Genomic DNA, 12,923 nt, shown 5'->3' with positions numbered 1-12,923 from the left:
CTGGAGGGTGGCTCTTTCTTCCAAGAATAGTGTCAAGGCGGAACGATCCGGTGGGGACAGATCTTCGCGCTCCTCTCGGGCAGAATAGAAAGAAGCCTGGTCGTTCCAGATCCGGCGGCCTGACAGCAATGTTTGCTGCTCTCGTGTTCGGAAGCGGCCTGCTTGGTTTGTCGTTTTATGCCATGCGAGCGCAAAAGCTGGAGCAGGCTCCCGCCACGGAAGTAACCGTCGCGGTTCCCCCTGCCGAACCGGCCCCACCGACGCAGCGGCCTGATCAGAAACAGCTTCAGACAAACGGGCAAGCGGGCGCAAATATCGAACGTAGTCTCATGGATGACGGTTCGATCATCACCAAGATCACACCACGTTCGAGGCCGGGCGAGGGGCCGCTCATCATCAATGCCCAGCGTTTCGGTCAGGATCCTCGCATGGCAACCTTGCCGAATGAGGATTTGCTCGAGGATAGTCCCTTCGGGAAATTGCCAATCAAGGGCCATGATGGTCTTCGTCCGATGGAGCAATATGCGCGGCTCTGGTCGGGTGCGCGCGGCACGCGGATTGCGATCGTGATCGGTGGGCTCGGGCTCAGCCAGACGGGTACACAGCGCGCCATTGAAGATCTTCCGGGTGAGATAACCTTTGCATTCGCGGCTTCCGGCAATAGCCTTCAGCGCTGGATGCAGGAGGCGCGCCGCAAAGGACACGAGCTTCTGATACAAATTCCGATGGAACCCCTTGATTATCCGGCAAATGATCCCGGCCCGTTGACCCTCGTCACGGCGGACGGCACCAAAGCCAATCTGAGCCGGCTTCATGAAGCCATGGGCAAGATCACCAATTACACGGGGATCGTCAATTATCTCGGCGCCGGCTATCTCTCCAACCCGTCTGCCGTGGAACCGGTTTTGCGCGATACGGCAAAGAGAGGCCTTCTGTTTCTGGATGACGGATCTTCCGCCCGCACGGTTACGGAAAAGGTGGCCAAACCCTTGGATGCCCCCTATGCCTTTGCCGATATCACCATAGATGGACAGCTGGATCGCCAGGCCATCCTCCGAAAACTGGATGAACTGGAGCGCGTCGCGCAACGAAAGGGGACCGCCATCGGTATGGGCTCGGCTTTCGACGAGACAATCGATGCAGTTGCGGAATGGGCCAAAGAAGCGCAAGGGCGCGGTATCGAGATCGTGGGGGTTGCGTCCCTCGTGTCAGATAAGTCGGAATGAGAAGGAGCTATCATGAGCAAGAAGCCAGTGTCTGCGGACGAGCTTCCGTACCGCCCCTGCGTCGGTGTCATGGTGCTGAATCGCGAGGGACTCGTATGGGTGGGTCGCAGGCTTTCTGAAGACAATAGTGAGTCCGATGGCTCGCCACAGCTCTGGCAGATGCCGCAAGGCGGTATCGACAAGGGCGAAGACCATCTGGAAGCAGCCTACCGCGAATTGTTCGAAGAAACAGGCATTCGGTCTGTCTCTTTGCTGAGAGAGGCTCCCGACTGGATCCATTACGATCTTCCAAGCCATCTCATCGGTATTGGTCTGAAGGGGAAATATCGCGGGCAAAAGCAACGCTGGTTTGCGTTCCGCTTCGAAGGCGATGAGTCGGAGATCAATATCGAGCACCCGCCAGCGGGCCAGCATCAGGAATTCGACGCCTGGGCATGGAAGCCGATGGCCGACCTGCCTGAACTGATCGTCTCGTTCAAGAAAAAGGCCTATATAGAGGTTGTTGCCGCGTTCAGCGATTTGGCAGGCAGCAAAGGTTGATCATTCTCAACCGATGGACTGCCGCAAATGGTCAACAACCGCTCTGACAGGACCTGAATTTTTAAGATCGTTATGGATTACGAGCCACGCCTCACGCACCAGTGGCTTGGCATCAGGATCAACGCTGAAGAGGCCATGCTGCTCCGGGGCGAGGAAATCCGGTAGCATTGCGATACCGGCACCGGCCTTGGCGAGGGCGAACTGTACCATCACGTCGCTGGAGCGGAAAGTATAGGGTCGGCCATGGGCAATTTGCTCAAGAGCCTGCTGCTGAGGTGAATCTCGCACATCGCCATCAGATCCGATCAATGGCATATCGCGACTATTCATTTTGTCTATCAGGTGAATACTGGCATAGGGCCTGAAGATGACTTCCATCAGTTTCACCAATGCAAGATCTCCTTCGACCGGGCGAGACAGTCTCACGGCGATGTCCGCCTCACGACGATTGAGAGACGCCTGCCTGGTTTCCGCCAAAAGCCGCACTGTCAAAAGCGGATAGCGATTTGCAAGCGAGGCGAGGCAAGGAGCGATCACGCAAACGGAAAGCGCTGGCGGCGCTGATATGGTGACTTCCCCTGCAATTTCATCCCGCTTGCCACGCAGTATGCGCTGGATGCCATCTGCTTCATCCCGCATTCGCATTGCGAGTGTCGCTATGCGTTGTCCATCATTGGTGAGTTGGAGACGACGTCCTCGTCTGTCGACCAGTTTAAGACCGGTTTTCTTTTCCAGGGCTTCGATCCGGCGCGAGACTGTCGCATGTTCGGTGCCGAGTGCCTTTGCTGCACCCAGAAGGCTGCCCTCTGAACACAAAGCGGCGAAGTGACGAAGGTCATCCCAATTCATTGTGCACTTTCTCACAATTCATGTGTTGATTTCGCGAATTTTGCACAGTGCTCAGTGTGCGTATAGTGCCTGTCAAAGGAGAAGCGACATGTCCTATGCCATTCAGTTTGCTCAGACGGGTGAAGCCGATGTTCTGCAGGAAGTGAACGTGGAACTCGAAGATCCCGGGGCTGATCAAATCCGGATTCGACATTCTGCTATTGGTCTGAATTTCGTGGATGTCTATCATCGCCGGGGGATCTACCCTTTGCCTTTGCCTGCCGTACCAGGTGTAGAAGGAGCGGGGGTGGTAGAAGCGGTCGGTGAATATGTCACAAACGTCAAGGTTGGTGATCGGGTCGCCTATGCTGGGGTCGTTGGTGCCTATGCCGAGACGCGACTCCTGCCTGCATGGCGAGCCGTCAAACTTCCGGACTCGCTGGATTTCGATCTGGCCGGCAGTACATTGTTACGCGGGTTGACCGCATTCATGCTGCTGCACAAAGTCTACCCTGTCTCTGCGGGCATGGTGATACTGGTTCATGCGGCCGCAGGTGGTCTCGGTACGATCCTGGTGCGGTGGGCGAAGTCTCTTGGCGCCGAGGTGATCGGTACGGTCAGTTCATTGGAAAAGGCGCAACTGGCAAGGCAGGCTGGCGCGGATCATGTAATCGTGGGACGTGATGTGGACCTTGCCGTGGAAGTCGAAAAATTGACGGGTGGCCAGGGCGTTCACCTGGCAATCGACGGTATCGGGGGAGCGACGCTCGCCAAGACGATTGCCTCTGTCCGACCCTTTGGAATGACGGCAAATATTGGCCAGGTCGCCGGTGCGCCGCCTGCCGTTCCGTTGAGTGCTCTTCGATCAAACGCATTTTCACGACCGAGCGTCATGGCTTTTACGGCCAATGAGGCGGCTTACCGGCCGGCCGTGATGGCGGTGTTGGAAAAGATGGAGGCGGGTGTGCTGGACACTCCGTCCCGAACCTATGAACTGACGGATGCCGTGGCAGGGCATCGTGATCTGGAAGCGGGAATGATCACAGGCGCAGCAGTCTTCAGATCGTGACATCAAAAAAGCCGGACGTTTGTTCACACCCGGCTTTTGAAATCTTGAAAATATTATTCGGCAGCGTCCGCAGATTCTGCGTTCAGCAGACCATACTTTTCTTCGCCAATCTTGCCGAGAAGCTCAAGCTGCGTTTCGAGGAAGTCGATATGACCTTCCTCATCGATCAGCAGTTCCTCGAAAAGCTTCATGGAAACATAGTCGCCAGCTTCGTGACAGATATCGCGCGATGCCTTGTAGGCGGTACGCGCATCGTATTCACCGGCAAGATCTGCCTCCAGAACTTCGCGAACGTTCTGGCCGATGCGAAGCGGAGCAAGTGTTTGCAGATTCGGATGACCCTCAAGGAAGATAATGCGAGCAACAAGCTTGTCGGCGTGCTGCATTTCTTCAATGGACTCAGCGCGTTCTTTCTTGGCTAGCTTTGTATAGCCCCAGTCTTCCAGGAGGCGATAATGTAGCCAGTACTGATTTACGGCGCCTAGTTCTAGAAAGAGGGCCTCATTAAGCCGCTCGATGACTCTTTTGTCGCCTTTCAATGTCCGCTCTCCTGTTTTCCTCGTGGAATTGTTTCAAGCGAGACATATAGTCGATGACATCTGCTTCCGTCGAGTGGTGAGCAGCATGATATTCTTCGGTTGTACGGATAATCAGGTCAACCACATTGGGAAAACATCCGCAGCACCGGCCGCGCTTCTGCATGGCGTGATAGACTTTTGCAGGCACAATGAGCTGCCAACAGTCCTCGTCGAGGAGACCGTTGATCACGTCCCTGATTTCCCGATCGGTAATGTAATTGCAACTACAGACAAGCATGCTGTTTCAGCCATCAAACATGACATTCGATATCCTCTTTTATAAAGCGGACGATGAATGTCAACAAAAAATGGCAGACGGCGCATCTGCTCTCTTTCTTGTGAGACTGGATTGCTATCTGCGGCTTGGCTTCAATGAAAATTGCGTCCTTTGGGCGGGACCTCGGCATTGGGATGTTGAGGGGAAGCTTCTCCTTTAACCGTTGAAAGAGCCTCGGGCATGGGTCTGCGTGGCCGGTCGCGATGGTCCGCCGTTGGGCGCAAAACCTCATCGACGCGCTCGCACAAACCAAACCGTCGCTTCTCTGCCTGCAGCAGGCCCAACATATGGGTCATGTCTTCGATCTCATCGGCGATCACGTGAATGACCCCGCTCTCTCGTTGCAACATGCCCCGAATACGCACGAGACGCGCCGCCATGACAACGGAACGGAAGCGTAAGAAAATTTTCGGGCGGATAATGGCATTTGCCACACCTGTTTCATCCTCCAGCGTCATGAAGATGACCTTGGCGGTTCCGGGCCTTTGCCGGATAAGCACCAGCCCCGCAATTTCCACACGCCTGTTTTTCGGTGCCGTCAGCAGGTCACGCATCTGAATGATGCGTCGCTTGACGAGTTCGTTTCGTAGAAAGGTTATGGGATGCGCCTTCAGGGAGAGGGTCAGGCTGCGGTAATCTTCAATCACCTGTTCGCCTGGAGGCATTTCCGGAAGTTCGAAATCCGGCTCCTGCTGAAGATCATCCCGCTTGAGGGTGCCGTCACGGATGGCATGTTCAAAAAGCGGCAGGTTTTCACTGGCATTGCGAGCATCCAGCGCGCGCACCTCCCAGAGAGCCTGACGGCGATCCAGCCCCATGGACCTAAACGCATCCGCCTCGGCAAGGCGCTCGATACTGGCGCGGTTCATGCCGGATCGCAGCCAGAGATCCCGGATCGAGCGATAACCGGATCCCCGGTTCGGCATGAGCTTATCGATGATTTCCTTTTCCGGTAGCCCCTTGATCAGCCGGAAACCAAGCCTGACGCTATATTTCGAACGGATTACCTGTCGCATATCCGCGTGCTGGAGGCTCAGCATTCGCGGATCATAGCCCTTACCGCCTTCCAGAATGCTGTCCCAATCGGAGAAATTCACATCGACCGGAAGAACGGTAGTGCCATGCTCCCGGGCATCGCGCACCAGTTGGGCAGGCGCGTAGAAACCCATGGGCTGTGAGTTCAGAATGGCGGTCAGGAATACGTCCGGATAGAAGGCCTTGAACCAGCATGAGGTATAAACCAGAAGTGCGAAGGATGCGGCATGGCTTTCCGGAAAGCCATATTCGCCAAAGCCTTCGATCTGGCTGAAGCAGCGCTCCGCAAAGCCTGGATCATAGCCACGCTCGATCATCTTGCTGACCATCTTGTCACGGAAGTGATGAATGGTGCCGGTGCGGCGGAAGGTGGCCATGGCACGGCGCAGCTTGTCTGCCTCGCTTGGGGAGAACTCTGCTGCGACGATGGCAATCTGCATCGCCTGTTCCTGAAACAGTGGCACACCCAGCGTGCGTTCCAGAACGTCCTTCAATTCAACACTCGGATATTCAATCTCACGTCCGTGGCGTTCATCTTCCCGCCGTTTGAGGTAGGGGTGAACCATATCTCCCTGGATTGGTCCCGGACGAACGATGGCGACCTCAATCACGAGATCGTAGAACTTGCGAGGTTGCAGGCGTGGCAGCATGCTCATCTGTGCCCGACTTTCGATCTGGAAGACGCCGATCGTGTCGGCCCGGCAAATCATGTCATAGACCTCGGAACGATGATCCTTGAGGATCTCGGGCAGCGATTTCTCCTGTCCATAATGGCTTTTCAGCAAATGAAATGCCTTGGCGAGACAGGTCAGCATGCCGAGCGCCAGAACATCAACCTTCAGAATGCCGAGTGTGTCGAGATCGTCCTTGTTCCACTCGATCATGTAGCGGTCCGGCATGGCTGTCGGCATGATGGGTACCACTTCATCCAGCCGATCGCGTGTAATCACGAAGCCGCCGACATGCTGGGTCAGATGGCGGGGGAAGTCCATGAGTTGTCGAGCGTAATCCAGCACGCGCCGGGTCAGGGGGTCTTGTGCATCAAGCCCGGCATTTTTGGCATCCCGCTCAGAGAGACCTTCTGTCGACCAGCCCCAGACGGTGCTGGAAAGGGCAGATTGCACGTCCTCCGAAAGGCCAAATGCCTTGGCAACCTCGCGGCCCGAAGATCTGGTCCTGTAACTTGTCACCGCTGCGGCAAGCCCTGCATGCTCCTTGCCGTAGGTTTTGTAGATGTGCTGGATGACTTCCTCACGCCGTGCATGTTCAAAGTCCACATCGATGTCCGGCGGTTCATCGCGTTCTGTCGAAAGGAATCGGGCAAACAGCAGCTTGTTCTGGTCTGGGTCGACATCGGTAATGCGCAGGCAATAGCAGACAGTGGAATTGGCGGCGGAACCGCGACCCTGACAGAGGATGTCTTCAGAACGGGCGAATTCCATGATATTGCGCACCGTCAGGAAATAGGGCGCATATTTCTTCTCCAGAATCAGGGCCAGTTCTTCCTGAATTTGTCTTTCAACCTTGGGCGGGATGGTGCCGCCAAAGCGTTCGCGAGCACCCTCATAGGTCAGGCGCCGCAGGGTTTCCCAAGGTGTCTCGCCATTGATCCTCTCCTCCGGATAGTTGTGCTTCAACTCCCGCAATGAAAAGGTGAGTTGTGAGAAAAATCGCACGCTATTGGAAACCGCCTGCGGATAGTGTCGGAACACTGCAGCCAGTTGACGCGCGGTCTTCAGATAGCGTTCTGCATTGGCTGCAAAGCGAAATCCCGCTTCCTGAACCGTGACATGTTCGCGGATGGCCGTCACGACATCCGATAGCGGTCTGCGGCTGGGATGATGGTAAAGCGGCTGGTTCGTGGCGATCAAGGGAATGCGGGCATTCGCTGCCCATTGCGCGAAACTGGCAAAGGCGAATGTATCAAGTCCGTCATAGTCCGGAACAAGCGCCATATAGAGCCGGTCGCCGAAGCGAGTTTTGAGACGATCCAGAAGGGCAGGGAAGTCAGAGGCCTTTTGTGCATCCTCCAGCAGGGGGCGATCCGGCACAATAGCCAACATCATCTCGTCTCCCCATTCCAGAAGATCCTCGAGATAGATCAGGCAGCTTCCCTTTTCCGTGCGCAAGTTACCAGCGCTCAGCAGACGGCAAAGATTGCCCCATCCTTTCCTGTTCAATGGAAATGCCAGGACATCGGGTGTGTCGTCGCTGAAGACAAGCCGCGAACCCGGCTGTACCTTCAATTCCGTATCCTCTGGCAGATCCCGTAGTTGCGCATGGGCACGCACAACGCCTGCCACAGAATTGCGGTCGGCAATGCCAAGACCTTTGAGCTCGCCTGTTTTCGCGAGTTCAGCCGCAGCCTGTACCATTTCCTCCGGATGGGATGCTCCCTCCAGAAAGGAAAAATTGGTGCGAGCACCAATCTCGCAGAAGGCAGGCGTATCCGGTCTCATGCGAAAATGCCATGCATGTACCAGCTTGGATTGGCGATCTGGTCATAGAGCCCCTGGCGATAGACCCAGAAGCGCTGACCCGTCTCGCATTCCAGCCGGAAGTAATCCCGCGTCGGCGCGTCCTCACCTTCCAGCCACCATTCGGCGGCAATGCGTTCAGGCCCTTCCGCATGGCAAACCTTATGCGTCAGCCTGCGCCAGCGAAAACGGATGGGTGGGCCATCCGGTACATCCACGGCATAGGCCTCCAGTGGCTCCGGATGGCGGAACAGGCGCAAGGGACGCTCTTTGCCGATAAGAGCATTCTCTACCAACGGTGCTGCTTCCGGTATCGGCACCGGTTTGAAGATATGGCTGAGGGCTGGCACGGAAAGGATAGCGCGCTCCGGAATATGGCTCTCTCGTAATTGGTAGGCCGTAAGACACTCGGGGCCGAAGCGGGCCGAAACCTGATCCACGAAATCTGCAAGTGATAAATGCCTTTCATCCTCGCCTTCGAAATCCTTCTGGGCATGATCAAAAACCTCGTGACGCAGCACGTTCAGCCGCAGGAGCTCAAAACCGAAGCCCGCATCCAGATCATCGTGAACACCTTTCAGCCGTTCGGCAAAGAGTTTGGCAATACGAGCAGCATCCCTTAAGGGCCGAGAGGCACCCGCCTTCAGCCGAAAGACCTTGCCATCGACCCGAAACAGAACCAGTTCGAAGACGCGCCCACCTGCACCTCTTGCCTCCAGCCCCGGTTTGAGGCTTTGCGCCACCTGAGAGGTGAGTTCCAGAATGTCGTCCTCCGCCTGAACGGGCTCGGCGAGACGTCTTTCAGCGGAAAGATGCGCTACGGGTCGGCGAGGGGATATGGCTTCGTCATCCAGACCCAAGGCCTGATCCAGCCGCAGAAGAAGCTGTGTCCCGAAACGTCGTGCCAGGGGTGCGCGTGGGGCCTCCAGCAGATCGCCAACCTGTTTCAGGCCAAGCTTGGCGAGCCCTTGCACGGTTGCATCATCAATCCTCAGAGCTGCGAGCGGCAAGGGCGCCAGTATGCGTTCATGCTCATCCTCACCGATAATTCGGCTTGCATCGAAACGGGCGACGGCCGACGAAAGACCCGGAGCGGACGAGATGGCACCTTTGACCTCCAGTCCCATCTGCTCCAGCCGCAGCAGGATTTCCCGCAGCATGGCCTCTTCACCACCGAAAAGATGCGCGCAGCCAGTGATGTTCAGGAACAGGCCATCCCTGCCTTCCAGTGCCACCAAAGGCGTGTAGCGGTCACACCAGTCCGCCAGGGCTTCCAGAAAGCGTTTGTCCGCTGCTTCATCTTCTTCCACCATGACAAGAGCAGGATGGATGGCGCGCGCTTCCGCCAGCCCCTGCCCTCGCTTCAGCCCCACGGTTTCAGCATGCGAATCCAGTGCGGTCAGACGCATGGCGTTTTCCCGCCGGCCGGCGCAGACGAAAATGATGTCTTCAGGACGCCCGGTCGAACGCCAGGACAGCCCCCAGCGGCGGCGCAGGATCCTGTCTGTCGAGAGCCTTGGGAAGTGAAGCGCCAGAATGCGCTGTCGGCCGTTCGAACGAAAGAGCGTGTTCTGTCGGGTCGAGGGCGATGAGACGGCGGTCATGATGGTTCCACTCCAGATGCAGGGAAAGCGGGGCCGCATTGCGGCTCTTTTCCAAAGTTAGATGGAAGACGGATGAACCGATGCTGCCGCCAAGCATCGATCCATCTGGCAGGCGACGAGGGGAGGCGAGGGAGGGTTCGACATGGAAACGGAAAAGGGCGCTGGATGCCTCTTCCTCTCCCCCATGTCGCAAGATCAGAAGCGGACGTCCTGCTGCCTTTGCCCGCAGGCTTAATCGTCGGCTTTCGGTCAAGCCGAAGTGGGCAGGGTTTCCGCGCACTTCAAAAAAGGTTGCGGCAAAGATGCCGCTTGAAAGCGCGGCTTCTGCAAGCCACAGGGCGTCTTCCAGCCGGTTCGGTGCCGCATGCAGGAACCGGTGGATGGACAGGCCAAAGCGTTTCAACCCGATTGGGTAGGGCAGACCGGCGTCACTGGCGGTCATGCGATCTGAAATCCACAGCAGTGGGCGATTTTCAGCCTTCTGGAACAGGCATCCAAGCGCCATGGCAAAGCCGGACAGAGCGCCTGCATGACGTAGACCGTCACTGCGCAGTTCGGTGATCCCGCCACAAGGCAGACCGCCGTCCAAAGCTTCATCCAGGAAATCCACTCCCGTCCTGATCCGGGCCTCGTCGCCACCTGCCGGATGTCCGGCATGGCTTGCCTGGGCGGCGGCCAGTGCCGGAAGGGATTTGCCTTCCAACCGGGCAATCGTTTCGCGCAGGGCAAAAACAGTCTCCTGCGCCAAGGCGTTTTTCGCCATGACGTCAGCTCCATCGCTTGGATCTCCTCGGTATAACGCCTGAAGAGATCATATGTTCATGTTATGTTCTTATGGATTCCAGAGGTCGCGGCAAGAGTCAACGGGGCTGGTAACCAGTTTCACCGACTCATGCAGGTGGTGATTGAATCCGCACTCGAAAATTTTTTGAGAAAACCTTATATGGGGTCGAGAAAAGGAGCAGTTATGGCCCGTGTTGACCAGACAGATGATTGGCGGGATCGCCACGCCCCAACCATCAGCACTTTCGAGTCGCTGGCAATCGAGGCCTATGGCAATCTTCCGGAAGAATTTCGTGCGCTGACGACGAACCTGATCATTGAGATCGAAGATTTTCCTGATGATGAAGTGTTTGAGGATATGGCGCTGGAAACGCCTTTCGATCTTCTGGGTCTCTTTGAAGGACGTGGAATTTCTGAACGCTTCACCATGGAAACGGGTGAGCTTCCCAACCGCATCCGCCTCTATCGTCGCCCTATCCTTGACTACTGGGCTGAAAATGACGAGACGCTGGGCGATATCATCACCCATGTTCTCATCCACGAAATCGGCCACCATTTCGGCTTGAGTGACGATGATATGGAGCGCATCGAGGAAAGCGCAGACGAGGCAGCGGATCGTACCGGCTGATTAGCCTGGTCCCATCTTATCGACGGGCTTCCGTCGCCATGCGAATGGCAAGGCCTGCCAGGACTGTCCCCATCAGCCAGCGTTGAACAACCAGCCAGCTTGGCCGGCGGGATAGAAAGCCTGCGATGGATCCTGCTGCGAGTGCAATCATAGCATTCACTGTAATGCTGATCATGATCTGCGTCGTTCCAAGTGCTAGCGATTGTATGAGCACGCTCCCATGATCGGGCTGGACGAATTGCGGCAGCAGCGAAAGATACATGACGGCGATCTTCGGGTTGAGAAGATTGGTCACAAAGCCCATGGCGAACAATCTGCCTGGGCTATCCTGCGGCAGGTCCTTCACCTGAAATGGCGATCTGCCGCCCGGTTTTACCGCCTGCCATGCCAGATAAAGCAGATAGACCGCTCCGCCAATCCGCAGCGCATCATAGGCATAAGGAACGGCCATGACGATGGCCGTTATACCGAATGCCGCGCACAGCATGTAAAATATGAAGCCGAGCGCCACGCCGCCGAGAGAAATGAGTCCTGCTTTCGGCCCCTGGCAAATCGAGCGCGAAATCAGGTACACCATATTAGGGCCGGGTGTCAGAACCATGCCCAAGGCAATAAGTGCAAATGTAGATAGAGTTAAAATATCAGGCATTAGCACTCCATTCATTATAATATTATTGCTCACCCAGCTTCATGCTTGGATCATATTCTTTACCCTCTACCGTTTTTACAACTGCCTGACCGCAGTAAAGCTTGTTCTCTGCGGCGTTGAACGTATGGGATGGCGAGCCATAAAGTTCCCAGCCCTTGTTGAGGGCATCGGTCACGCGATGACAGAAGCTGGAATCGTCTGGTCCGGTCAGGAAGCGATAGACTTTCATATTTTCATCTTTCTTCGTTCAATGATGTGCATTTGGTTGATCAATCGCTCTGCCTGTTCAAGGTGCAGCCGCTCGATCATTCGGCCATCGAGGTTGATGACATTGAGTTGAGACGCTTCCGGCTTTGCAAAGGCGTCCAGAATCATGCGCGCCTCAATGAGTTCCTGTTCAGAAGGACCGAAATGCCGGTTTGCCGGTTCGATCTGGGCAGGATGGATCAGCATCTTGCCATCGAATCCCATTTCACGGCCTTGCAGGCACTCGTTCTCGAAGTTTTCGCCATCACGAAAATCGTTGAATACGCTGTCGATGACGGTGAGGCCGTGGGCGCGGGCGGCCAGCACCACCTGCATGAGCCAAGGAACAAGGTAGGCCCGGCCGGGCTTCGGCAGAACGCGTGTTTCCTTGCGCAGATCGTTCAGCCCCACCACGAAGCCTTGAAGTCTTGGGGCGATTTCACGGCGGGCGGCAGCCAGCATCCCCGCATTCAGGATGCCCTTCGGCGTCTCCATCATGCCCCATATTTCAAGCGAGGGCGACGTAGCGGCGAGTAGCGTCTCACAGGCCTCGAGCTCTGCGAGGGTTTCCAGTTTGGGAATGAGAACCGCATCCGGCACTAATTCTCGCACGAGAGCGATATCTTCCGCTCCAAACTCCGAAGCTAGCGGATTGACGCGAATGATGGTGAGGCAATCAGCAATTCGTCCTGCCGAAAAGAACTGACGCAGATTGTCGCGGGCAGCAGCTTTTTGTTCGACTGCCACGGAATCCTCCAGATCGAGGATCACACCATCACATTCGAGCATGCGAATCTTTTCCAGCGCTCGCTGATTCGAGGCAGGAACGCTGAGGAGAGATCGGTGCAGAACGGGAAGAGAAGAGGCACGTTCAGTCATCGCAACTTTGTGACAATCTTTGTGATGCGATGCAATAGCGCAGAAATGCAAAAGCCCTTGCAAGACTCAAGATTAAGGCCCACATTTCCCACAGAAGAAAGGCT

General features: G+C 56.1%; 13 protein-coding genes. 4 read left to right on the top strand and 9 right to left on the bottom strand.

Annotation, left to right across the window (positions count from 1 at the left end; translation table 11 throughout):
- The first annotated feature begins 50 nt into the window (after window positions 1-50).
- Window positions 51-1,226, top strand: a complete 1,176-nt coding sequence (locus ASD54_RS24640; RefSeq protein WP_062557247.1) for a divergent polysaccharide deacetylase family protein — start codon at window positions 51-53, stop codon at window positions 1,224-1,226.
- A 12-nt stretch (window positions 1,227-1,238) separates the two neighbouring features.
- On the top strand, window positions 1,239-1,766 hold the full coding sequence (locus ASD54_RS24635) for an RNA pyrophosphohydrolase (RefSeq protein WP_062557246.1): 528 nt from the start codon (window positions 1,239-1,241) through the stop codon (window positions 1,764-1,766).
- Window positions 1,767-1,772: 6 nt separating this feature from the next.
- Here the strand turns inward: ASD54_RS24635 and ASD54_RS24630 are convergent, their stop codons facing one another.
- Complete coding sequence (locus ASD54_RS24630) at window positions 1,773-2,615, bottom strand: LysR family transcriptional regulator (RefSeq protein WP_062557245.1); 843 nt, start codon at window positions 2,613-2,615, stop codon at window positions 1,773-1,775.
- A gap of 88 nt (window positions 2,616-2,703) precedes the next feature.
- Here ASD54_RS24630 and ASD54_RS24625 point away from each other — a divergent pair, with 88 nt between their 5' ends.
- The gene (locus ASD54_RS24625) at window positions 2,704-3,663 is read left to right on the top strand and encodes a quinone oxidoreductase (RefSeq protein ID WP_062557244.1); all 960 of its coding nucleotides are present in this window, start codon (window positions 2,704-2,706) and stop codon (window positions 3,661-3,663) included.
- Window positions 3,664-3,716: 53 nt separating this feature from the next.
- Here the strand turns inward: ASD54_RS24625 and bfr are convergent, their stop codons facing one another.
- The 5 genes from bfr to ASD54_RS27360 form a co-directional block, all read right to left on the bottom strand.
- Window positions 3,717-4,202 (bottom strand): bacterioferritin, encoded by a 486-nt coding sequence (bfr, locus tag ASD54_RS24620; protein ID WP_062557243.1) that lies wholly within the window; start codon window positions 4,200-4,202, stop codon window positions 3,717-3,719.
- Complete coding sequence (locus ASD54_RS27535; RefSeq protein ID WP_062557242.1) at window positions 4,168-4,479, bottom strand: (2Fe-2S)-binding protein; 312 nt, start codon at window positions 4,477-4,479, stop codon at window positions 4,168-4,170. The genes bfr and ASD54_RS27535 overlap by 35 nt, the downstream gene beginning before the upstream one ends.
- Window positions 4,480-4,610: 131 nt before the next feature.
- A complete protein-coding gene (locus tag ASD54_RS24610; protein WP_062557241.1) occupies window positions 4,611-8,012 on the bottom strand; it encodes an error-prone DNA polymerase in 3,402 nt (1,133 codons plus the stop codon).
- On the bottom strand, window positions 8,009-9,472 hold the full coding sequence (locus ASD54_RS24605) for a DNA polymerase Y family protein (protein ID WP_280139233.1): 1,464 nt from the start codon (window positions 9,470-9,472) through the stop codon (window positions 8,009-8,011). Before ASD54_RS24605 ends, ASD54_RS24610 begins: the two co-directional genes overlap by 4 nt.
- 7 nt (window positions 9,473-9,479) lie before the next feature.
- Window positions 9,480-10,397, bottom strand: coding sequence for a hypothetical protein (locus tag ASD54_RS27360; RefSeq protein WP_062557239.1), 918 nt, complete (start codon window positions 10,395-10,397; stop codon window positions 9,480-9,482).
- Window positions 10,398-10,601: 204 nt separating this feature from the next.
- Between ASD54_RS27360 and ASD54_RS24595 the strand changes: the two genes are divergently transcribed.
- Window positions 10,602-11,045, top strand: coding sequence for a metallopeptidase family protein (locus ASD54_RS24595; protein ID WP_062557238.1), 444 nt, complete (start codon window positions 10,602-10,604; stop codon window positions 11,043-11,045).
- Window positions 11,046-11,061: 16 nt separating this feature from the next.
- On the opposite strand, the gene ASD54_RS24590 is transcribed toward ASD54_RS24595, so the two are convergent.
- Genes ASD54_RS24590 through ASD54_RS24580 form a run of 3 tightly spaced genes read right to left on the bottom strand, consistent with a single transcriptional unit; the run spans window position 11,062 to window position 12,819 of the window.
- The gene (locus tag ASD54_RS24590; RefSeq protein ID WP_062557237.1) at window positions 11,062-11,694 is read right to left on the bottom strand and encodes a LysE family translocator; all 633 of its coding nucleotides are present in this window, start codon (window positions 11,692-11,694) and stop codon (window positions 11,062-11,064) included.
- Between the two features lie 22 nt (window positions 11,695-11,716).
- Window positions 11,717-11,923 carry a DUF1737 domain-containing protein gene (locus tag ASD54_RS24585; protein ID WP_062557236.1) on the bottom strand — a complete coding sequence of 69 codons (207 nt, stop codon included), beginning with the start codon at window positions 11,921-11,923 and terminating at the stop codon, window positions 11,717-11,719.
- Entirely contained in the window at window positions 11,920-12,819 is a 900-nt protein-coding gene (locus ASD54_RS24580; RefSeq protein WP_062557235.1) for a CoA ester lyase, read from the bottom strand. Before ASD54_RS24580 ends, ASD54_RS24585 begins: the two co-directional genes overlap by 4 nt.
- Between the last annotated feature and the right edge of the window lie 104 nt (window positions 12,820-12,923).

The sequence above is a fragment of the Rhizobium sp. Root149 genome (genome assembly GCF_001427345.1).
GTDB lineage: Bacteria > Pseudomonadota > Alphaproteobacteria > Rhizobiales > Rhizobiaceae > Neorhizobium > Neorhizobium rhizoryzae.
This window is presented reverse-complemented; position numbering and strand designations above follow the sequence as displayed.